General features: G+C 42.4%; 19 protein-coding genes and 1 pseudogene. 18 read left to right on the forward strand and 2 right to left on the reverse strand.

What is annotated here, in order from left to right; genetic code table 11:
- Window positions 1-32 precede the first annotated feature (32 nt).
- The 5 genes from HPK16_RS04815 to HPK16_RS04835 all read left to right on the forward strand — a co-directional run bounded on the left by HPK16_RS04815 (window position 33) and on the right by HPK16_RS04835 (window position 5,679).
- Window positions 33-1,067: a Gfo/Idh/MocA family oxidoreductase gene (locus HPK16_RS04815; RefSeq protein ID WP_181675872.1), complete on the forward strand. Its 1,035-nt coding sequence runs from the start codon at window positions 33-35 to the stop codon at window positions 1,065-1,067.
- Window positions 1,068-1,072: 5 nt separating this feature from the next.
- On the forward strand, window positions 1,073-3,256 hold the full coding sequence (locus HPK16_RS04820) for a glycoside hydrolase family 65 protein (protein ID WP_425487922.1): 2,184 nt from the start codon (window positions 1,073-1,075) through the stop codon (window positions 3,254-3,256).
- Between the two features lie 21 nt (window positions 3,257-3,277).
- Window positions 3,278-4,393 (forward strand): glycerate kinase, encoded by a 1,116-nt coding sequence (locus HPK16_RS04825; protein ID WP_181675874.1) that lies wholly within the window; start codon window positions 3,278-3,280, stop codon window positions 4,391-4,393.
- Complete coding sequence (pgmB, locus tag HPK16_RS04830; RefSeq protein WP_181675924.1) at window positions 4,390-5,052, forward strand: beta-phosphoglucomutase; 663 nt, start codon at window positions 4,390-4,392, stop codon at window positions 5,050-5,052. Before HPK16_RS04825 ends, pgmB begins: the two co-directional genes overlap by 4 nt.
- A 231-nt stretch (window positions 5,053-5,283) precedes the next feature.
- Window positions 5,284-5,679, forward strand: a complete 396-nt coding sequence (locus HPK16_RS04835; RefSeq protein WP_181675875.1) for a DUF1398 domain-containing protein — start codon at window positions 5,284-5,286, stop codon at window positions 5,677-5,679.
- A gap of 245 nt (window positions 5,680-5,924) precedes the next feature.
- On the opposite strand, the gene HPK16_RS04840 is transcribed toward HPK16_RS04835, so the two are convergent.
- Window positions 5,925-6,797, reverse strand: coding sequence for a helix-turn-helix domain-containing protein (locus HPK16_RS04840; protein ID WP_181675876.1), 873 nt, complete (start codon window positions 6,795-6,797; stop codon window positions 5,925-5,927).
- 140 nt (window positions 6,798-6,937) lie between these two features.
- Between HPK16_RS04840 and HPK16_RS04845 the strand changes: the two genes are divergently transcribed.
- The 6 genes and pseudogenes from HPK16_RS04845 to HPK16_RS04870 all read left to right on the forward strand — a co-directional run bounded on the left by HPK16_RS04845 (window position 6,938) and on the right by HPK16_RS04870 (window position 12,469).
- Complete coding sequence (locus HPK16_RS04845) at window positions 6,938-7,381, forward strand: MarR family winged helix-turn-helix transcriptional regulator (RefSeq protein ID WP_181675877.1); 444 nt, start codon at window positions 6,938-6,940, stop codon at window positions 7,379-7,381.
- The gene (locus HPK16_RS04850) at window positions 7,382-8,734 is read left to right on the forward strand and encodes an MATE family efflux transporter (protein ID WP_181675878.1); all 1,353 of its coding nucleotides are present in this window, start codon (window positions 7,382-7,384) and stop codon (window positions 8,732-8,734) included. It abuts the gene before it with no gap.
- Window positions 8,735-8,752: 18 nt separating this feature from the next.
- The gene (locus HPK16_RS04855) at window positions 8,753-9,208 is read left to right on the forward strand and encodes an ASCH domain-containing protein (protein ID WP_425487920.1); all 456 of its coding nucleotides are present in this window, start codon (window positions 8,753-8,755) and stop codon (window positions 9,206-9,208) included.
- Between the two features lie 432 nt (window positions 9,209-9,640).
- Window positions 9,641-9,862: pseudogene (locus tag HPK16_RS16740) on the forward strand (transposase); the annotation flags it as partial.
- A 496-nt stretch (window positions 9,863-10,358) separates the two neighbouring features.
- Window positions 10,359-11,759, forward strand: a complete 1,401-nt coding sequence (locus HPK16_RS04865) for a deoxyguanosinetriphosphate triphosphohydrolase (RefSeq protein ID WP_181675881.1) — start codon at window positions 10,359-10,361, stop codon at window positions 11,757-11,759.
- 17 nt (window positions 11,760-11,776) lie between these two features.
- Complete coding sequence (locus tag HPK16_RS04870; protein WP_181675882.1) at window positions 11,777-12,469, forward strand: hypothetical protein; 693 nt, start codon at window positions 11,777-11,779, stop codon at window positions 12,467-12,469.
- 263 nt (window positions 12,470-12,732) lie between these two features.
- On the opposite strand, the gene HPK16_RS04875 is transcribed toward HPK16_RS04870, so the two are convergent.
- Window positions 12,733-13,887 carry an ROK family transcriptional regulator gene (locus tag HPK16_RS04875; RefSeq protein WP_181675883.1) on the reverse strand — a complete coding sequence of 385 codons (1,155 nt, stop codon included), beginning with the start codon at window positions 13,885-13,887 and terminating at the stop codon, window positions 12,733-12,735.
- 146 nt (window positions 13,888-14,033) lie between these two features.
- On the opposite strand from HPK16_RS04875, the gene yicI reads away from it, so the two are divergent.
- The 7 genes from yicI (at window position 14,034) to HPK16_RS04910 (ending at window position 21,299) form a co-directional block, all read left to right on the forward strand.
- A complete protein-coding gene (yicI, locus tag HPK16_RS04880) occupies window positions 14,034-16,301 on the forward strand; it encodes an alpha-xylosidase (protein WP_181675884.1) in 2,268 nt (755 codons plus the stop codon).
- A 57-nt stretch (window positions 16,302-16,358) separates the two neighbouring features.
- Window positions 16,359-17,744 carry a glycoside-pentoside-hexuronide (GPH):cation symporter gene (locus HPK16_RS04885; protein ID WP_181675885.1) on the forward strand — a complete coding sequence of 462 codons (1,386 nt, stop codon included), beginning with the start codon at window positions 16,359-16,361 and terminating at the stop codon, window positions 17,742-17,744.
- 236 nt (window positions 17,745-17,980) lie between these two features.
- Window positions 17,981-18,400 (forward strand): SRPBCC family protein, encoded by a 420-nt coding sequence (locus HPK16_RS04890; protein ID WP_181675886.1) that lies wholly within the window; start codon window positions 17,981-17,983, stop codon window positions 18,398-18,400.
- A complete protein-coding gene (locus tag HPK16_RS04895; protein WP_181675887.1) occupies window positions 18,393-18,857 on the forward strand; it encodes a MarR family winged helix-turn-helix transcriptional regulator in 465 nt (154 codons plus the stop codon). Before HPK16_RS04890 ends, HPK16_RS04895 begins: the two co-directional genes overlap by 8 nt.
- 657 nt (window positions 18,858-19,514) lie before the next feature.
- Complete coding sequence (locus HPK16_RS04900; RefSeq protein WP_181675888.1) at window positions 19,515-19,754, forward strand: hypothetical protein; 240 nt, start codon at window positions 19,515-19,517, stop codon at window positions 19,752-19,754.
- Between the two features lie 267 nt (window positions 19,755-20,021).
- On the forward strand, window positions 20,022-20,414 hold the full coding sequence (locus HPK16_RS04905) for a nuclear transport factor 2 family protein (protein ID WP_181675889.1): 393 nt from the start codon (window positions 20,022-20,024) through the stop codon (window positions 20,412-20,414).
- Window positions 20,415-20,591: 177 nt separating this feature from the next.
- Window positions 20,592-21,299 (forward strand): DNA alkylation repair protein, encoded by a 708-nt coding sequence (locus HPK16_RS04910; protein WP_181675890.1) that lies wholly within the window; start codon window positions 20,592-20,594, stop codon window positions 21,297-21,299.
- The last annotated feature ends 277 nt before the right edge of the window (window positions 21,300-21,576 follow it).

The raw sequence follows: 21,576 nt of genomic DNA on the forward strand, positions 1-21,576 counted from the left end.
TTTGGAGGCAGCATTTAAAGGGGGAACATGAAGTGAAGAAAGTGGCGATTATTGGCGCGGGACAGGTGGCTGAGAAGGTGCATGCGGCGTATTATAAAACGCGGACGCAGGAATTGGAGCTGGTCGCGGTTGTTGATCCGGACGCGACTCGAGCGGCGGATTTTGCAGAACAGAATGGTTTTGCGCGTAGTTATGTGGATGCAGCCGAGATGTTTGAGGCGGAAAAACCAGATATGGTGAGTATTTGTACACCGAATCGGTTTCATTTTGATAATGTCATGTTAGCGTTGTCACATGGGGCTGCTGTCATGTGTGAGAAGCCGCCAGCGATGACGGCGAGTGAGGCGCAGCAGATGCGTGATTTAGCGGTGGAGCGTGGTCTTGTTTTGGCGTACGATTTTCATCACCGATTTGCGACGGATATGCGCGACGTGAAGCAGGCTTATGCGGATGGCGTTTTGGGCGAGGTTTACATGACCAAAGCGAAGGCATTGCGCCGTTCGGGGGTTCCAGGTTGGGGCTCATTCACGAATAAGGCATTGCAGGGCGGTGGTCCATTGATCGATATTGGTATTCACATGCTCGACGCGGCGATGTACGTGTTGGATTTTCCGAATGTCAAAAAAGTGACTGCTAAAATGTTTCAAAAAATTGGGACAAAGAAGTCGGAAGGGACTTTTGGTACGTGGGATCCTACAAAATATGATGTGGAAGACGCGGTTTTTGCGTTTATTGAGTTTGAAAATGGTGGCTTGTTGCAGTTGGAGACTTCTTTTGTATTGCAGATGAAGGAAAGTTCCGTTTTGAATGTGGAATTCTTTGGTGATGAGGCTGGCGCGACGTTGTTTCCGGCGGAGATTTACACTGATCGGGCTGGTGAATTGGTCACGATTTTGAAGAATGAAACGGCGGATGAAGAGCGACATGCAAAAAGTATGCAGGCGTTTGTGGATCGGGTGCTTGGCGCGGATGTGATGGTGGCTGACGCAGAGCAGGGTTATCAGGTTCAGCGTTTGATTGAGGCGATTTACGAATCAGCAGAAAAAGGTGAGAGTGTATATTTATGAGTAGAATTAGTGTATTACGGGAGAGTAAAATAGATCCACATTATTTCGATACGTATGCGAGTTTGATGACGACTGGGAACGGCTATATGGGCGTTCGCGCGGGATTTGAGGAAGATTACCCGGAGCAGACGCGTGGCATGTTTGTAGCGGGAATTTATAATAAAGCGCAAGGGCAAGTGAGTTCTGATTTGGTGAATTTGCCTGATGTGACGCGGTTTGAGTTCGAAATCGATGGCGTGAATTTCTCGATGCATAGCGGTGAAGTTCTGGATTTTGAACGAGTTTATGATTTGGCGACGGGCGAGGTGTGTCGCGAATTGGTTTGGCAACATCCGAATGGGAAGCGGTTTGAGCTTTGTCTGAAGCGTTTTGTGAGTAAGAAGGAATTACATAAGGTGTATGCGAAAGTTGTGATTACGAGCCTTTCGGGAGACGCGGATGTGCGGATTCGGACGGGAATTGATGGTCAGCAGACGAACTTTGGGACGCAGCATTTGGTGGAGAAGTCGCTTCGTGTGTTTAGCGAAACGTGGATGCAAGGCGATTATGTGACGACGCAAAGTGGGCAGGATGTGACGGTGACGTCGATGATTAGCGCGCCAGGCAGTTTCGTGGCGAAGAATCGACAGTTACTCGTGACGGTGAATGAGAAGTTGGTGGCGAATGAGCCATTTTTGCTGGAAAAGGTAAGCGTTATCGCAACGAGTTTGGAGACGGATAATCCGGCTGAATTTGGACTTGGTGAAATCCGCGAGGCGAAGAGTTATGACGAAGCTTTGGCGGAATCACGCGCTTCTTGGCAGGAATTTTGGCAGGATTATCGGGTTGAGGTGACGTCGGAAAATGCGTTTGATCAGTTGGCGCTGGATTTTGCAACATATCATTTGGAAGCGATGACACCGGCTCACGATGAGCGTTTTAGTGTTGGGGCGAAAGGGCTGACGGGTGAGGGTTATAAGGGTCACGTGTTCTGGGATACGGAGATTTTTATTGCACCGTTTCATTTGTATAATCATCCGGAAAAGGCGCGAAAGTTGTTGCGTTATCGTTATCTTCATTTGGAGCAGGCGCGTGAAAAAGCTTCGAAAAATGGCTACCAAGGGGCGTTGTTTCCGTGGGAGAGCGCGTTTAGTGGAGAAGAAGAGACGCCTGAATTTGCAGCGATTAACGTTCGGACTGGGAAGCGTCAAAAAGTGGCGTCGGCTCTTGCGGAACACCATATCGTGGCGGATGTTGCGCATGCTGTGGTCAATTATTATGAGGCGAGCCAAGATGAACTGTTTATGGAGCATGATGGTTTGCAAATTTTGCAGGAAACAGCGCGTTTTTGGTTAAGTAGGGCTGTATTAAAGGACGGGAAATATGTTATATTAGATGTAATCGGTCCGGACGAGTATACGGAACATGTGGATAATAACGCGTACACGAATTATTTGGCGCACGAAAATGTGTACCAGACGTTGCGCTTTATGGCGAAATATGGGCAAAAACATACGGCGTTTTATGATTTATGTGAGGCGTTTTTACGGAAAATTTATTTACCGCAGGCGGATGCTTCGAAATTGATTCCGCAAGATGATACGTTTTTGGATAAACCAGAAATTGATTTGACGGAATACAAGGCGCGGCAGGGATCTCAGGCGATTTTGCTAGATTATTCGCGGGCGGAAGTGAATGAGATGCAGATTTTGAAGCAAGCGGATGTCGTGATGTTGCTTTATTTGATGCCGAATCTGTTTGCGGAGGACATTGTGGCGCGGAATTTGGATTATTATGAGGCGCACACGATTCACGATTCTTCGCTGAGTAAGGCGATTCATGCGATTGTGGCGAATCGGGTTGGTCAGCAGGATAAGGCGTATCGCTTCTTCGAGGAGGCGTGCCGTATTGATTTGGAGGCGGCTCCTGGTGGGACGGATGAAGGTGTGCATGCCGCGTCGCTTGGTGCGATTTGGTTATCGGCGATTTTCGGTTTTGGTGGTGTGGCGATTGCGGATGGCGAACTGCATTTGAATCCGCGACTACCGGCTGGATGGAAGCGCTTGGCATTCTCATTCGTATGGCACGGGGAGCGCTTGGAAATCGAGCTGGAATCGGATAAAATTCGCGTGACAAAAGAGACGACAGCGCCAATTCAGATTCACATTTTTGGTGAGAAGCACAGTATGACGACAGGACTAGAAATTTAAATTTTGGAAGGAAGAGCGATCATGAAGATAGTCATTGCCCCAGATTCATATAAGGAAAGTTTAACAGCGCAGGAGGTTGCCGAGGCGATTCGAGTGGGATTTGCTGGCGTATTTCCAGACGCGGAGTATCAGCTTTTGCCTGTGGGCGATGGTGGGGAAGGAACGATTGCGATTCTGGCGGCGGCGTCTGGTGGCGTGATGGAGGAAGTGCGCGTGACGGGGCCACTCGGTGAAGTTGTGACGGCAAAAATGGCATTTAGCGCGGATCGGACGCGGGCGTTTATTGAGATGGCGGAGGCGTGCGGCTTGCATTTAGTGCCGCTTGCAAAACGTGATCCGCTTGCGGTTAGCACGGCAGGTGTCGGCGAGTTAATCAAGCATGCGCTGGACGCGAAGGTGCGGGAAATCGTGATTGGTGTCGGTGGAAGTGCCTCGCATGACGGCGGAATCGGCATGGCTGCGGCACTTGGCGCGCGATTCTATAATTTACGTGGTGAGCAGCAGACTCCGATTGGTGCGAATTTGAGCGCGATTAGCTCGGTTTCGCTGACGGATCTCGATTCGAGGCTCACGGAAACAACGATTCGGATTGCGGCTGACGTGGAGAATCCGCTCTGTGGTGAGAACGGGGCTGCTGCTGTTTTTGGACCGCAAAAAGGATTGGTGCAGGACAAGATTGCGAGCATTGATAACGCGATGCAAGGCTTTTATTCGATTTTTGAGCATGATGTACGCACGTTGCCAGGAAGTGGTGCTGGTGGCGGAATGGGCGCTGGTTTGATGCTATTTACAGGTGCAAAATTTGAGCCAGGAATTGAGCTTGTTTTGCGGGAGTTGAAGATGGAAGAAGCTTGCGCAGACGCGGATATTGTCGTAGTTGGCGAGGGTCGCATGGACGGTCAGACGGTCTTTGGGAAAGCGCCGATTGGTGTTGCGAACTGCGCGCCAGAAAACACGACGGTAATTGGGATTTGTGGTAGTATTGGAGATGGAATTGAAGCGGTTTATCCAAAAATAGATGCGGTGTTTCCAACGATTGCAACAGCTGGAACGCTCGCTGAAATTTTGCCTAAAACGCGTGAAAATATTGAACGAACAGCCCGAAATGTGGCGGTTCTGCTGAAGGGGAGAATATAGTGAGACAGTTAGAAGCAGTTATTTTTGATTTAGATGGAGTCATCACAGACAGCGCGCACTTTCATTATTTGGCTTGGAAGCAACTAGCAGCGGACATTGATATCGAGATCGACGAGGCCTTCAATGAAACGTTAAAAGGAATCAGCCGCATGGATTCGCTCGACCTGATTTTAGCAAAAGGTGGACGTGAAAAAGACTTCACATTGGAGCAAAAAGAGGAATTGGCGGCGAAGAAAAACGCGCATTACGTGGAGTTGTTGAAAGATTTGTCTCCCGCGGATATCTTGCCTGGCATCAAGCCATTGCTCGACGCGATTCGTGCAGCAAACTTGAAAATCGCCCTAGCTTCGGTTTCTAAAAATGCGCCGATGGTTCTGGCAGCGCTCGATTTGACGGACAGTTTTGACTACCTTGCTGATGCTGCTAAAATCACGCATTCCAAACCAGACCCAGAAATCTTCCTAGTAGCAGCCGCTGGACTTGGCGTGGAGTCTGCGAACGCGGTCGGAATCGAGGATGCACAAGCTGGTGTGGAAGCCATTAAATCCGCTGGTATGAAAGCGATTGGCGTCGGAGCTGGTCTCATCGGAACAGATGAATTAGTCAGCGACACATCGAAGCTAACACTGGCAATGATTCAGAAAGTATTCCAAATTTAATATAAAGAAGTAGCGTGAAAATCGGATTTCGAGCTACTTTTTTGCTTAGTTTGGGTAATAAATAATCATGCTCAGCCGACACACATCCGCACTCGATTTGCGCTACTATAAAAATCTAGACTTACATGCATACGTGAAAAAATGCGAGATTGACCAAGCGTTGTTGTTTTTCAATAATAATTCGATTTATGCGACACCACAATTAACAACATTCAAATAGGAGGAGAAGCAATGTTAACGCAAGAAACAATCATGCAAGTCGCCACAAGTGAGGCAAACGCAGGAGATTTTCCAAAAGTTGTGCAAGGTTTCAAGGCGGCCGGCGTTGTGAAATACGATTACCTCGTTAAAACTGGAATGTACGTTTTCTGGGATGCAGAGGGTACAAACGTCGAAGCGCAATTAAACGGTGTACCGAAAAATGTAGCTGCGAAATCATCCGCAATTGGAATAAAGAACGCAGTCAAACAAGCGCAATCTGGCAAAATTGATTTCGAGCAGTTTTGCGAGTTGGCAGGCGCGGCGGGTGTTCCAGTTTGGCATTCGGATTTGGCTGAGATGATGGTCACATATGAAGACGGTGCTGACATGGTATTACTACAAGAACCGATTCCTACCGTTAAATAAACATGAAAAAGAGATGGCTCAAGTTGAGAATCTCTTTTTTCATATGCATAATTTTAATAAATAAGGGTATAAGGTAATAATGTCGAAGGGGACATGGAAGAGGGGGAAATTAGCGTATGCATTTGCTGATTATTGGTATCATTCTTCTTGGAATTGGACTTTTTATTTTTAAACCGCAAAATCGTGAGGAGTAACATAATAAAACTCTAGAAAACCGATGAAAAAATCGGCGCTCTAGAGTTTTTCTATTTTTCGTATAAAAGACAACTAAGATAAGCAAACAGCAATCCGTCCGTCTTACGTAGCGACAGATTCGTCAATTCCTGAAATTTATCGATTCGGTATTGAATCGTGTTGCGATGCATAAACAAGGCTTTCGCAGTCATGCTCAGATTCCCTTGCTGCTCCCAAAGTGCTTTAATAAGCGGTTTCCAAGTCTCGTCTTTCTCAAAAAGCTGGCCGATTTCCTGTGCCAGCAAGCTGTGCGTCAACTGCTCAGCAATCATCGGCAGGCAGTTGGATTCGACGGTTTGCACGAGCTGATTAGAATTTTGGCGGAATAGGCGTTGTTCCTCGGCAAATAAGTCTCGGAGCAGCGCGGTTTTCTCGTGGAACAAGCCCATAAAAAAGTGAACCGGGATATAAAAATCACTTTCAAGCGTTGTTGCGATGGCGTCGAGTTCTTCTTCACCGAGCAAAGAGCCTGCAATTTTTTCAATCAGAACACCGTAATCTTCGGTCAGCATGAGGATTTCGGTATCTTGCGCGAAGAAGCTGACCAACGCTTTTTGCCATTCGAGTACTGTTTTTTTGGAGGGGGCTGCGGATTGGATTTGGAATTGGATAATTCGATAGAAATGCGGCTCTGTATGGATTTCCAGCTCTTCCTGCGTGAATAGTAAAGCATGCCATTCTGTGAGTCGTTCGTTTTTGAAAACGGGTGCTGGTGCTTGGAAAAGGGTTTGTAGCAACGTGATTTCTTCTGGTGTTAGCGTTTTCTTTGGGATCGCGAAATAGTATGGATTCTCATAAAAGAAGAGGTGTGTTGTATTTATTTTTAACGGTTTTTCGGAATATGTAAGGTCGGGATAGCGCTCTTTCAGTTTTTTTATTTGCATGGTTCTAGCCTCGCTTTCTACTATATTTATTGTGTCAAAACCGTCTGTTAAAGTCAAATTTGATTGCGGCAGGAACTTATATTCGGTATAATGGATAAAGTTGATGACGCAACCATTTTGAGGTTGGAAAAGAGGATACCATGGTAAAACAATATGAAATTATGGCAAAATCGATGTCCATTGTGAATCGGTGTGGGAATACATTTAAATTAGATCGGTTAAAGAAGTATGGTCTGGGCGTTGGGCAGTTACGCTATATTACGACGCTTTATCGTTATGGTGCTATGTCACAAGATGAGATTGTGAAGCGCTTTATGGTGGATAAGGCGAATGTGGCGAGACATATTCAGCGATTAGAGGAGTTAGGCATGATCCGCCGTGAAGTGAATCAGCAGGATAAGCGTAAACATATTGTTTATTTGACGGATAAAGGGCGATTGATGCAGCCTTTTATTGAGGAAACGATGCAGGATTGGTCTGATATTTTAACAGAGGGTTTCTCGGAGGAAGAGAAGGAACAATTGATTCATTTATTGTTGCGGATGGTGGATAATGTGCAAAATCATGAGAAGGCGGGTGAGTAGATGAAGGAACAAAGTAAGCGCTTAGGTGAGGATAAAATTGGTTCTTTGATGTGGCGCCTATCGGTTCCTGCTTTTATCGGGATGTTTGTGATGGGTATGTACAATATTGTCGATACGATTTTCGTGGCGCGGGGCGTTGGATCCCTTGGGGTGGCGGCACTTTCGATCGCGTTTCCGGTTCAAATGATTATGATGGCGATGGCGGCGATGTTCGGGATTGGTGGTGCATCGATTATTTCGCGGGCACTTGGCGCAGGAAAAGGTGAGGAAGCAAATCGGGTATACCATCAGGTGATTTGGCTGGTTGTCATCTCAAGCTTGGTGCTGGCGATTATCACGTTCATTTTCCTTGATCCACTGGTGACAATGTTTGGCGCGACGCCGGAGATTCACCAGTACGCGAAGGATTTCTTGCAAATTTTGCTGTTGGGCTCGGTGTTTCAAACCTTTGCGATGGCGATGAATAACATTGTTCGTTCGGAGGGAAATGCGAAAATAGCGATGTTGACGATGATTATTTCGGCCGTTTTGAATATGATTTTGAATCCGATTTTTATTATGGGGTTGGATATGGGAATTCGAGGCTCGGCTTTTGCGACATTGATAGCGCAGGCGGTTGGCGCGATTTGGTTGTTAATTTACTTCCTATCTGGCAAAAGTTCGCTGACGTTAAAAGGATTCCGCTTCCATATTGACTGGAAATTATCGGGGAGCATTATGGCGATTGGTTTCCCGTCGTTTATCATGATGTCAGCTGGGAGTATCGTGTCGATTTCGGTCAACTGGATGCTGAACATTCATGGTGGGACGATGGCGATTGCGGCGTATGGCGTGGCGAACAGAATCGCGTCGTTCATGATTATGCCGATTAATGGTGTGACACAAGGGATGCAACCGATTGTTGGCTTTAACTACGGTTCGCGAGAATATAAACGCGTGGTGAAAGCTGTAAAAATGTCGATTGTGGCTGCAACTGTGATGTCGGTCGTTGCTTTTGCGGTGGTAGAGTTATTTCCAAACTTGCTGGTCAGCGTCTTTACGGATGATAAGCAATTGCTAAAAGATGGCGCGCATGCGGTGCAAATTGTCTTGTTAGCCGCGCCAACGATTGGTTTCCAGATTGTTTGCGGTGGTTTGTATCAAGCGCTTGGTCGGGCACGGATTTCCTTCGTGATATCGCTTATGCGTCAGATTATTTGCCTGATTCCACTACTCTTAATTTTACCGAATTTCTGGGGACTGGATGGCGTTTGGTATGCATTCCCGCTTGCAGATGTTGGGGCGTTCACCGTTTGTTTGATTATCATGTTGCGGACGTGGCGTGGTTTATTTAAGAATCCGGAAATGGTTTAACTAGAGGAGGAGATGACTATGTCTGAAATCATTACATCTTATTGGGAAGCATTTGCAAAGGAACATGGCTTAGATTTGGCTTGCCCAGATGCTTGGGCGTTTGGTTATGGAGCTGAAATGGCAGATCGTCTGGGAGCGCTTGTAGTGGATGGCGTTAAAACGGCTTCATGCGCGGCGCATTGTGTTCATGAAATCGAAGGCGAGCGAATCCCTGAGGTCGGAGAGTATAATATCGTTTTAGATGGGAAAAATGAACCATTAGTGATTATCCGTTATACCGAAGTAGAACTTGTGAAAATGAATGAGGTGTCGCAGGATTTTGCGAGGTCTGAGGGAGAAGGTGACCTTAGCTATGAGTATTGGTATGACGCACATGTGAGGTTCTTTACGTCGGAATTAGAGCAATTTGGATTGACGTTTACACCTGATTTATTGCTTGTATGTCAGCGGTTTGAAGTGGTTCACATTTCGTGATATAACAAGGGTGTCTTAGGAATAGTATTTTTTGATGCGACCTTATCTGGTGGGATATGGAAGTTTTCTGAATAAAGTATGCACAAATATTACATGGTGAAAATCTAAGAAACTGTGGTGCTTCATTAAACGTGAACGGGGGTAATTAGACTCGTTAAGCTGGCTCACTCCGTCAGGGTACTTTACGTACAGTACTACAAGTGGTGCTATATTACCGTTCTCATAAAAACGATTTGTGACCAACATATGAAAGAACGTAAGAAACCAGGACTCAAAAAAGTGCGTAAAGCTTCACAATTCCCTAAGCGTTTGAATCAATTTCACAATCTGAATGCGTTGCGGCACAATGACTTTTATAACATTGGAAATGGCTACTCCCCATGCGACTTAGATAAATACCGAAAAATAACTAATATCGAATTTTCAAATCTCTTTGCCGATGTAGGGAAACCTTGTCAACGTCCACTCAATGAGAATTCCAACGGGATTCTTCGAAGAAACGGTTTGCCTAAACAAATGGATTTTAACACGATTTCTCAACAGGAAGTCAACGAGATTACTGCGGCTCGAAATAATTTACCTAGAAAATCGCTGCACTATTTGACACCCATTGAGTGTTTTCTGCAGCATGCCGATGTGTCTCGCTTAATTTGACAAATAAGATTCCTATGAAAATAAAAGTGGAGTTATGAAATTGATTCGTTTGGTAATTCACTTTTCGAAGCGTCTTTTATTGTTGACACCATTCCAGCCGACAATTTACGATAAACAATTTTACGAGCAGGTAGTCTAACCACATTTGGTGTAGGTTTTAGTGATAGAGTTAATATTATTTGATGAGTAATTTCCAATGTTTTGAGTTGATATTATTAAGTATTGATAGTATTTAGAGCTGTTCTAGTATGAAATGTATCTGATGTTATGCTAAAATATTCCTTGCGCTCTTTTTTTATTGAATGTATAATGAGTTGTGGAGAATTTTGGTGATAAAATCAAATTAAGAGGATTATTTACGTGTATAGTCAAAGCTTCTAAATCCAATAAAAATTGAATTAGATATGAATAATTTTCGTTTGTTTACTTTTCACTGTAAAAATGAAAAAGAAAGAAGAATTTAAAGCAAAGTACATTTACTAAAGGAGAGATTAACATGGAATGGAGTCAATTACTATGTAAAGAAAGACAGAGAGAATCAAGTTCAAAAGGAACTTCTTATTATAATGAATTTGATAAAGATTACTCAAGGATAGTTTATTCATCCTCAGTTAGAAGGCTTCAAGATAAAGCGCAGGTATTTCCATTACAGGAGAATGATTTTACTCGTACCAGGTTAACTCATTCATTAGAAGTAGCATCTCTTGGGAGATCTTTAGCCTGGAATATAGGGAACTGGTTGTGTGAAGAAAATAAATTAAAGGATTTTTGGCAAGTTAAAGAATTTGTTTCAATTGTTGAAACAGCTAGTTTAGTTCATGATCTGGGGAACCCTCCTTTTGGTCACTATGGAGAAGATATTATTAGAAAGTGGTTTAAAAAGTGGTTTGAATCGTCAGAGTTTGAATCGTTAAAGTCTAAAAATTTAGAGATGAGTGATGAAGAAAAAAAAGATTTTCTTTATTTTGAAGGAAATGCTCAAGGACTAAGAATTTTAACTAAATTACAAATATTGAGTGATGAATATGGAGCTAACTTTACGTATGGTACGTTGGGAGCATTGACTAAATATCCATGGTACTCTACAAGTGAAGAATTAGATCCAGATAAACCAAAGTTCGGATGTTTTCAATCAGAAAAAAAATTATTCGAAAAGATTAAAGAATGCACAGGAATAGGTGGCAAAAGAAAACATCCAGCGACATTACTAATGGAAGCGGCAGATGATATCGCTTACCTTCCAACGGACTTGGAAGATGCTGTGAAGAAAAATGCTGTTTCTTGGGAAAAAATTGAAAAGGCTATACTACCAAAAATAGAAAAAAACCATTTTAGTCTTTATGAAAAACTAAAAGAAAATTTAAACACCCTTGATGAAAGAAAAATTCCAGAAATTGATTTAGTAAAAATGCAAACTTTAAAGATAACAATTCAGAGAATCTTAATAGAAGAAGTAGTTGAAACATTTAAAAATAATTATGATATTATAATGGATAAAGGCTTAGACGGAAAATTGATAGAAAAAAGTAACGCAAATTATTTAGAGGAAATATGCTCTGAGTTATGTGGGGAATTTGTTTTTTCAAACAAGGAAGTACTGACTTTAGAGCTTGTAGGAGATAAAGTTATTACAGAATTGTTAACTTTATTCGTAGGTGCCATTGTAACTATAGAGCGTACTGATAAAACTAAAACAAAAGAGCAAAAATTGTATAATCTTATATCGGAGAATTTCAGGTATGCTAAATTATTTGACAGTGGAGTGCCATATAAACTAGAATATAAAGACTTAAATCTTTATAATAGGTTGCAGTTAGTTACGGATTTTATATCAGGAATGACAGATTCTTACGCCGTAAATTTACATCAGCAATTATTAGGAGTAAAGATGCCTTAAGAAAGGTGGTATGAATCATGAATAGCTTGGATATTGGTAAGAAATTAGACATAGTTTTGAAAAAGGATAAAAGTGTGTTTGATTTTGTTAGTCAATTATCAAATGAAAATGAGTTGATTTTTTTTGGTGGAGCAATTCGTGATTTATATATGAGTTCTGAAATAGTAGTTCCTCGAGATTTTGATATAGTTTTAAATTCGAGCATTGATATTGATGAAGTAGAATCCTACTTTTATAGATCTGGCTATGCTTACAGAAAAAATAGATTTGACGGATTCAAAGTGGAAATTGGAAAAACAGAAGTAGATTTATGGTATCTAGATAATACTTGGGCTTTTAAAAATAATAAAGTAGAACTATCTGTTGAGAATTTAACTAGTACAGTATACTTGAACCTTGATGGTATTGCTTATAACTATAACGGCGGGAGATTATACAATACAGTATTTGAAAAGGCAGAAAAAAATAAAGAAATTGATATAGTATTACAAGAAAATCCTCAAGAAAAGTTAAATTTGCTGAGAGCATTAGTATTTAAAGAAAAGTATAACTACAGTTTGTCTGAAAACTTGATAAAACGCTATCTACATTTTTACGAAAAAGATTCAAAACTAGCTGAAGAGTTAAACAATCTGCAAATTGATCATTATGGACAGGCTAAAATGTTGAAAAATAATATTGATGATGAGTTACAAACAATGTGTTTATAGTTTGGGCTCTATGTCAATTGTCGGGTGGAATATCGAGGTGCCAGCTAGGAAATCAATGGCTAGTACCTCTTTTTAGCCAGCAGAAATGTCAAAATCTTTGATATAGTGCTGAGCCAGTATTTCTTAAATTTGTTCTAATAGACGTTTCAGATTGTCTAGCCATGCTACACCTGTATCACAGAATTTATGTGGTGTAGCGTGAGTAAAATGTTTATGGCAATTTCCAATAGACTTCATTCAATATTTAGATAGAAGCACAGTATTTATTTTTTTAATTCAAATTTAGGAACTTCTAAAAAATTAGAAATTGTGACAACCGCCGCACCGAATAAAATCGCTTCTTCACCCAAACTTGCTTTTTTGATTTCGATATTTTGTGTGGTCAAATGCGGTAATTGCTGTTTTATCTGCTCTGGGAAATCGGGAATGAGGCGGCTGATTTCGCTATGAATGGCAATTACTTTTGGGTTATACAGGGTGATGACATTATGAACGGCGATGCTTAAGTAGTCCAACATATTCTCGATTACTTTCGTAGCAATCGAGTCGTTCGCAGCATAGGCGCGGTATAGGTCTGGGATGATAGCTTCCGGATTTTTTGTGATGTTGCGATACGTATCTAAAAGCACTTTTTCGGAGCTGTAGGTTTCAAGACACCCCTTACCACCGCATGTGCAAGGATTTCCGTTTGCCAGGACAATCATGTGACCAATCTCGCCGCTGAGGCCGTTTTCGCCAGTATAAAGCGTGTCGTTCGTGATGATTCCGGCACCAACTCCGGCGTGAATGCTGATGCAAACGAGGTTGTGGTATGTGCTATGCTTGGCGTGTTCACTGAGTGCGAGCAGATTCGCTTCGTTTTCTAGGAAAATCGGATAGTCAAAGTGTTCTTGTAAGGCTTCGGCTAGCGGGAAATCGGTGAAATCGTAGGCAGGCGTGAAGTTGATCTGGTTATTATGAACAACACCGTGAATTGCGATGGTCATACCAACGATGCCAAAAGGTGATTTTGGAAGCTTGGCGGTAATTTCTTGGATGATAGTGACTAAATCAGCGGTGATTGCTGTTTTTTCGATGGTTCGGAAGGGAAGCAACTTACGATTTCGGACGGTGCCATCTAGGTAATGAATCATGGTATCTATGTAATCGTAGCCAAGATCCACGCTAATCGCGAAACCCGCGGCTTTATTTAATTCGAGCATAATTGGTTTGCGACCGCCTTGGACGGTACTTTCGCCGATGCCAACTTCTTTAATTAGTTTTTGTTCGATCAGACTTTTGACGATGGCGGAAACACTTGCTTTGTTTAGGCCGATTTTTTCGGAAAGATTCGCGCGTGAAAGCGGACCGTCGTTAACGATGACACTCAAAACCATGCGCTCATTGGCTTCTCTAATTCCAGTTCGATTTGCAAACATTGTGGTACCCCCTTGTTCTCTTATCTATTGTAGCGATAAAAGAAGGCTTTGTCTAATAAGAAAGCGCTTGACAAAATGTTACGTTCGTATTATTATGGTGTTAGTTAGTTTATCATGCTAACTAACTTGATGAGGAGGGACCAGTGATGAAATTTACAGATGGTATTTGGCTCGTAAAAGAGGGTTTTGAAATCCAGAATCCGAAAGAAGTATTTGACTATAGTTTGAAAGCGGATACAGTTACCGTTTTTGCTCCTTTTAAAAAAATTAAATCGCGTGGGGATACGCTGAATCTTGGTTTGATGACGACGGAGATTAGTTCGCCGCGAGAAGATGTGTTTACGGTTCGTTTGAAGCATCATGATGGTGGGGAGCGTAAGTCGCCTGCATTTGAGATTAATGAGCAGCAAGTTGCTCTGAAAACGACGGATGACGAGAAAGCGATTACAATCCAAGCTGGTGATTTGAAAGTTGCGATTGATAAGGAAAATTATGCGTTATCTTTTTATGGAAATGAGCAGTTTTTGACGAAATCGGATGTGAATGGCCAAGGTTACGTTACGTCTGCGGATCAGAATTACATACGCGAACGGCTTGATTTGGGCGTTGGAGAGAATATTTATGGGCTTGGCGAGCGCTTTACGAACTTTGTGAAGAATGGCCAGACGGTGGATATTTGGAATAAGGATGGCGGCACGAGTAGTGATCAGTCGTACAAGAACATTCCATTTTTTGTGAGTAATAAGGGGTATGGCGTTTTTGTGAATCATCCGGAACATGTGTCGTTTGAAGTTGGTTCGGAGCACGTGTCAAAAAATCAGTTTAGCGTCGCGGGTGAGGCGCTGGAGTACATGATTATTTACGGTCCGACGATGGAGGAAATTTTGCGGAAGTATACGGATTTGACTGGGAAACCGGCATTGCCGCCTGCGTGGTCGTTTGGTTTATGGCTTAGCACGTCGTTTTGTACGGACTACGATGAGGCGACGGTAAATTCGTTTATTGATGGCATGAAGGAGCGCGATATTCCGCTGGATGTGTTCCATTTTGACTGTTTCTGGATGAAGGATTTTGAGTGGTGTAATTTTGAGTGGGATCGTCGTGTTTTCCCAGAACCTGAGAAGATGCTCGCGAACTTGAAGGCGAAGGGTTTGAAAATCTGCGTTTGGATTAACCCGTACATTGCCCAAAAGTCGGCGCTTTTTGCGGAAGGTAAGGAGCACGGTTATTTCATTAAAAATAAAGATGGATCTGTGTGGCAGTGGGATTTGTGGCAAGGTGGGCAAGCGATTGTTGACTTTACGAATCCGGCGGCGTGTGCGTGGTATCGTGATAAGCTGAGTGCGTTGATGGACATGGGCGTGGATGCGTTCAAGACGGATTTCGGCGAACGAATTCCAACTGATGTGCAGTATTTCGATGGTTCTGATCCTGAAAAAATGCATAACTATTACGCGTATATTTACAATGAAGTCGTGTTTGATCTTTTGAAGGAGAAACGTGGGGAGCAAGAAGCGGTGTTGTTCGCGAGATCGGCAACAGTTGGATCGCAAAAATTCCCGGTTCATTGGGGCGGCGATTGCCTTTCTACGTATAGCTCGATGGCGGAATCGTTGCGTGGTGGCCTATCGTTTATGCTATCTGGATTCGGCTTCTGGAGTCATGATATTGGCGGGTTTGAAGAGGGCGCGACGCCTGATATTTACAAGCGTTGGACGCAGTTCGGTTTGTTGTCATCGCATAGCCGTTATCATGGAAACGTGGAATATCGTGTGCCGTGGATTTTCGATGAGGAAGCGGTGGATGTGACGCGGAAATTTACGAAGCTGAAAATGCGCTTGATGCCGTATTTGTTCAAACAGGCGGTGACGGCGCACAAGGATGGTATGCCGATGATGCGTCCGATGGTGCTTTCGTATATGGAAGATCCAGCTGCGGCAACGCTTGACCGACAATATATGCTGGGTGAGAATTTGCTCGTAGCTCCGATTTTTAACGAAGAAGGTCGCGGCGAATTTTACCTTCCAAAAGGCAAATGGACGAATATCCTGACTGATGAGGTTTATGATGGTGGCACGTGGGTTAGCGAGCATCACGATTACATGAGTTTCCCGCTTTTGGCGAAGGAAAATAGTATTATCGTGTGCGGTTCGCGGGATGATCACGCGGAATACGATTACGCAGAGAACCCGACGATCCATGTTTACGGTTTTGAAATGGCTAGCACAAGCGCAGAAACGGTGATTTACCAAGCGAACGGCACGCAAAAAGCGACAATCCGCGTTGAAAATACCGGTTCTGAAATAACCGTTCACACAGAAGGTTTAGCAAACTACGAAGTCATCTGGCATAAACAACACGAATCGGGTACAAAAACAGTCCAAACATCTGAAAAAACAATCAAACTAGCATAAAAAATCGAGCCCATCTCCGCGTTGAGATGGGCGACTACTAAAAAGGTGGGAAAATATATGGAAGCAACAGGAAGAATATCGACGGAACAGCCATTGAAAGCAATGGTGCCATGGAAAGAACGAATTAGTTATGGTTTAAGCGATACAGCATGTAATCTAGCATTTCAAGTTATTTCGACCTATTTAATGTTTTTCTATACAGATGTATACGGACTAAGCGCTGCGGCAGTAGGAACACTATTTCTAGTTGCGCGTGTCATCGATGCATTTGATGGACCGATTATCGGGATTTTCATCGATCGTACCAATACACGTTGGGGCAAAAGTCGACCATTCTTCCTATGGTTCGCGGTTCCATTTGGCCTCATGTGCGTACTAACGTTTACGACACCAGGCTTTGACGACGCTGGAAAATTGGCATGGGCTTATATCACATATATTTTAGTAGGTATTTTATATTCATGCGTGAATTTGCCAATCACATCGATTTTGCCAAGTTTGACGAATAATCCACAAGAAAGAACAGTACTCGGAACGATTCGCCAATTCGGTGGAACGCTAGGACAAATCATTGTAACCGTATTCACTTTACCAATCGTAGCGGCACTTGGAAAAGGTGACGACCAAAAAGGCTTTTTCCTCACGATTTTGATTTTTTCAATCGTGGCTGTGGTATTATTGCTCAATACTTTCTTCAATACGAAAGAACGGATTGAGAACAGACAAAAAGTTGTGCGTGTGAAAGATAGTATCCAGGCGATTAAGCGCAACTGGCCATGGGCGATTATGATTTTGATGAACTTCATTTATTGGATGGCTATGACGATGAAAAACCAAACGACGATTTACTTTTTCAAGTATAACTTGGGACGTGAAGATTTGGTGCCGATGATTATGGCGCTTGCATTTGGGTCACTTTTGACATTGCTGATGACGCCGGCTGTGGCTGGACGATTGGGCAAACGAAACACGATGGTTGGCGGACTTGTTCTGGCGATTATTGGACAAGCGGTTATGGGCATTGGGGCGTATAGCTTGAGCGTGCCGATTATCATTGTCGGCGTTGTGATTAACGCATTCGGAACTGGCTTTATCTCTGGATTGCTTTCGGTTATGCTCGCGGATACTGTCGATTATGGCGAGTGGAAAAGCGGCGTGAGAGCACAAGGTTTGCTGACTTCTGCATCGAGCTTCGGCGCGAAATTCGGAATGGGAATTGGCGGCGCGATGACGGCAGGAATTTTGGCAGCAGGTGGTTACCAAGCGAATAAAGTTCAATCTACAAGCGCGCTTCATGCGATTGAGTTCAACTTTATTTGGATTCCGATTGTCGGCTTCGCGATTGCAGCGATAGCGTTGATGTTCTATAAAGCCGATAAGCAGGAGAAGATGTATCTTGTAGAGTTGGCGGAACGTAACGCGAAATTGAAGAGTGAAGAATAAACGAATAGGCGCAATCAGAAATTTTCTGGTTGCGTTTGTTTTTGATGCGCTATGAAGACGACTGCGATAGCTACATTAATAAATGGTTGGTTAAAACGCCGAATCAGACAATATATCTAGGAGTAAAGGGCGGTTTTTATGCTTTTTTTGTACGTGTCCCTGATTGGTTATTGACATCTAATTAATAAGTGTATATAATATAAGTGTACTTATCAAAAAGGGGGAAGGTTACTATAATGAAATTTAGCTTTGAATTAAAAACCGAGGCAAGCATGGAACAAATTTGGGGTTTATACGAGGATGTGAATAAATGGTTCTCGTGGGAAGCAGATTTAGAAGAGATAGTTTTAGAAAGTGGATTTAAAACAGGTACAAGTGGCACAATGAAACTAGTTGGGAGACCACAGACGCCATTTGTATTAACTTCTGTTATAGTTAATAAAGAATTTACTAATAAGACAGTGATTCCAACAATTGGAGAAATCTACTTCAGTCATGAACTTTCTAAGGTTGAGAGTAAAACAGTAGTGAAACATTCTGTTGAATTTGTTCCGCTTAATAGAGAGGCTACATTTGAAGATTCGGCCCTTATTTCACGCGTATTTGCCGCAGTACCTAAATCTGTTTTTTCGCTTATAGAGATTGCTAATGGATAGTTTCCCATCTGAATTTCGGTCTAAACCCAATGAGTCAACCGGATTATCATTTATAAAAGTTTATAATCTGTGGCATAAATCAGTAAAAGATGAGCTAAGGCGTGTGAATTTAACTCATCCGCAGTTCACGGTATTAGCATCATTGGGGTATCTTAGCCAAATGGATCAAGAAATATCACAAGCCGATATCGCAAAACAAGCTGATATAGACGCAATGACAGTATCTACAATCATTAGGAAGTTAGAGCAGGCGCAGTTATTAATTCGTCAAGAGTCACCAACTGATACTCGAGCAAAGTCAATTAAATTTACAGAAGATGGACGTGTAGCCTTGTCTAAGGCACTCCCCTTAGTCGAGGGTGTGGATAATGATTTCTTTGGTAGTTTAGAAACAGAACAACAGGAGTTTAACACTTTGTTATTAAAATTGATTGACAGGAATATAGAGGAGAGTTAAGTATTTTCGGTTTTGTATCAAGAATTAGGACAGCTACATGCGAAATAAGCGTCCGTAATGGCATTTTTTCGATATCGAGACACGTCTGAAAAGGCGTGTTTTTCGGTTGGCCTAGCATGAGCAACTCCTATTCAATTTTGAAATACGTTTGCTTTTTGTCTATTTAATAGTTTTCTATGAGCGCAAAAAAAACAAGCTAGCAGGGGAACTAGCTTGAAAAAGGATAGGATAGTCAATTACGAAAAAGGGGGGAAACGTAAAAGCTATCGTGTTTACAAATACTATATTACAGAAAATAGATGAAAACAAAAGGAAGGAAATCTAAGAATTTCATGAAAATGAAAACGTACAAGCTATACTGAAATGCACGATACTATTTTTTCGTCCAGTGAAAACCGTTTTCGAAATATTTGTAACCACTCGCGGCATTACGGTGGCACAGATTGAGCATCCAGAAGGTTACGTCGCGGCGGCATCATTTATTCGGTTTATGCGAGCACGTATGATGAGACGATTGCGACAAAAATATCGCGAACACGGCCTTATTTTAAGAAAAAGAGTGATGATGCGGATAAGGAGTAAATAGAAATTATTTTTTTGCGAATACACGAAATGGGGTTATGTGGTATACTACAATGGCTAATGGAGGTGAGGATATTGTTTAAGAAATTGAATCATTTGTATGATGAGCATCCTTATCGGAGTGTCTTGATAGCAGTTGCTGCAAGTAGTGTGCTAGGTATTTTGATAGAATATATGGTAAATCGTGATTTTATAGGATCAGCAATTTATGGAATGATATTTTATACTATTTTGATGTTGTTACAGGCTAAGAGACGAGTCAAAAAAATGAAGAATAGAAACGAACAAGGCAAATATACAGAAAGGACGCGCTGAAAAAGTGAGGCTCTTTCTGTATTTCAAAATATACGATGTGTCATATAATGTATAGTATTTCTTCCAGTGTTTTCTAATAATTGACAGCGAGGGTGAATGCGGTTACAATGGTGGTGAATCATTTTTTATGGGAGCCTTCAGTCGCGGATTTATATCTTGACTAACGTAGATGGATGCTTAAGTGGCAATAGTAGAATGGCGCGAAAAGAGAAGTCTGCAGTAAGGGAAGTAGCATATTGTCCCAATACAAATGAAAGGACTGTCGTTATGAATAAAGATGCAATGAGTGTATTCAACGCTTACAATGAGGCACTAATCCAAGGAGATTTTGAAGGAGTTTTTGAAACAATGGCTGATGATATAATATGGCATCAACCAGGAAATAGCCCGCTTTCTGGAGTAATTGTTGGGAAACAGGCTTTGGGTCAACATCTTGGGAAATTTGCAGAAAAAAGCAATGGCACATTTAAGGTTATAACTAACTGGGTTTCAAGTAATGATTGTTTCGTTGCGGCAAATGTTACTTTTGTTGCGGAACATAGTAATGGGGACAAATTAGATATGAATGGTATGGACTTATTCAAGATAGAAAATGGTCAAATTCAAGAAGTATGGTTATTTTCTTCCGAGCAGGCGATCGAGGATGTTTTTTGGAGTTGAGGGGAACGGCCTGTTCTTAACACTAGAAATAGCTAGAAAATGAAGTGGAGAATCGCCTTAATCATTTAGGCTCTCCGCTTTTTTTTGAAAGTCTCAAAATTATAGTATACTAATGATATGGGCGTTGGTGAGAAAATGGCTATACTATAAAATAATAAGTCCAAAAAGGAGAACCACATGAATACAAATGAAGTGATGCAGCAACTCGAATCTCTCGGTTCTGAGCAAACGAAAAAGACCCTTTGCAAACATGGTGCGAACGAGCCTATTTTCGGTGTTAAAATTGGGGATATGAAGAAATTTCTAGTTAAGAAAATAAAGGATCAGGATGTCTCGCTGGAGCTTTTTGCAACTGGGAACTATGATGCTCAGTATTTAGCTGGCCTAACGATTAATCCGAAAGAAGTCACCAAAGAAGAGCTGCTTAACTGGGCAGAAACTGCGAATTGTACTGCCATAAATGAAGCTATCGTAGCGAGCCTTGCAGCGGAAACGTCATATGCAACGGAACTCGCACAAATTTGGATGGCGTCTGGTGAAGAACAAATCGAGGACACTGGATGGAGCTGTTACGCTAATTATTTATCACTTGCGCCGAATGAGGAAATTAACGAAACGGAGGTGCTGGAGCTTTTAGAACAGGTTGAAAAGAATATTCATGCTGCCCAAAATAGTGTTAAATATACGATGAATCAATTTGTCATCTGTGTTGGAACTTACTATCCGCCATTACTTGAAAAAGCGATTTCTGTTGCAAAGAATATCGGCCAAATTCATGTAGATATGGGTGATACTTCATGTAAGGTTCCGCTAGCAACGGGTTACATCGAAAAAGTGATTGAAAAAGATCGCGTCGGGAAGAAACGAAAGCGCGCTATTTGTTAGATATAGGCCTGTGAACATGACGTCTTTTAAAAGCTCAGGAAACGGATTGCTATGTAATTGGTTACTGGGCTTTTTTATGTTTCCTTTTCGGACGGTGCATATCGAACATGGGGAAAAAGTGATAAATTAGGATTGCTCGGAGGGGTGGGGTTTTGAGGGCGAGGGTTATGTGAGTAGGATGGCGCGATCAGGGTTTGCTGGTTGCGTCTTATTTTTTCCTAGGCTTTCTGAGTAGCACGAGAACCAGGACTTATATGAAACTACCAATTTAGCTATA

It is taken from the genome of Paenilisteria rustica, assembly GCF_013820765.1.
In the GTDB taxonomy this organism is placed as follows: domain Bacteria; phylum Bacillota; class Bacilli; order Lactobacillales; family Listeriaceae; genus Listeria_A; species Listeria_A rustica.

Bases quoted from the DNA above. Each gene is read 5' to 3' on its own strand.
- HPK16_RS04855 (WP_425487920.1), top strand. From the start codon at position 8,753: ATGTCTGAAATCATTACATCTTATTGGGAAGCATTTGCAAAGGAACAT.
- HPK16_RS04895 (WP_181675887.1), top strand. From the start codon at position 18,393: ATGGATAGTTTCCCATCTGAATTTCGGTCTAAACCCAATGAGTCAACC.
- HPK16_RS04885 (WP_181675885.1), top strand. From the start codon at position 16,359: ATGGAAGCAACAGGAAGAATATCGACGGAACAGCCATTGAAAGCAATG.
- HPK16_RS04890 (WP_181675886.1), top strand. From the start codon at position 17,981: ATGAAATTTAGCTTTGAATTAAAAACCGAGGCAAGCATGGAACAAATT.
- HPK16_RS04835 (WP_181675875.1), top strand. From the start codon at position 5,284: ATGTTAACGCAAGAAACAATCATGCAAGTCGCCACAAGTGAGGCAAAC.
- HPK16_RS04910 (WP_181675890.1), top strand. From the start codon at position 20,592: ATGAATACAAATGAAGTGATGCAGCAACTCGAATCTCTCGGTTCTGAG.
- HPK16_RS04845 (WP_181675877.1), top strand. From the start codon at position 6,938: ATGGTAAAACAATATGAAATTATGGCAAAATCGATGTCCATTGTGAAT.
- HPK16_RS04825 (WP_181675874.1), top strand. From the start codon at position 3,278: ATGAAGATAGTCATTGCCCCAGATTCATATAAGGAAAGTTTAACAGCG.
- HPK16_RS04870 (WP_181675882.1), top strand. From the start codon at position 11,777: ATGAATAGCTTGGATATTGGTAAGAAATTAGACATAGTTTTGAAAAAG.
- HPK16_RS04840 (WP_181675876.1), bottom strand. From the start codon at position 6,797: ATGCAAATAAAAAAACTGAAAGAGCGCTATCCCGACCTTACATATTCC.
- HPK16_RS04905 (WP_181675889.1), top strand. From the start codon at position 20,022: ATGAATAAAGATGCAATGAGTGTATTCAACGCTTACAATGAGGCACTA.
- HPK16_RS04865 (WP_181675881.1), top strand. From the start codon at position 10,359: ATGGAATGGAGTCAATTACTATGTAAAGAAAGACAGAGAGAATCAAGT.
- yicI (WP_181675884.1), top strand. From the start codon at position 14,034: ATGAAATTTACAGATGGTATTTGGCTCGTAAAAGAGGGTTTTGAAATC.
- HPK16_RS04875 (WP_181675883.1), bottom strand. From the start codon at position 13,887: ATGTTTGCAAATCGAACTGGAATTAGAGAAGCCAATGAGCGCATGGTT.
- HPK16_RS04850 (WP_181675878.1), top strand. From the start codon at position 7,382: ATGAAGGAACAAAGTAAGCGCTTAGGTGAGGATAAAATTGGTTCTTTG.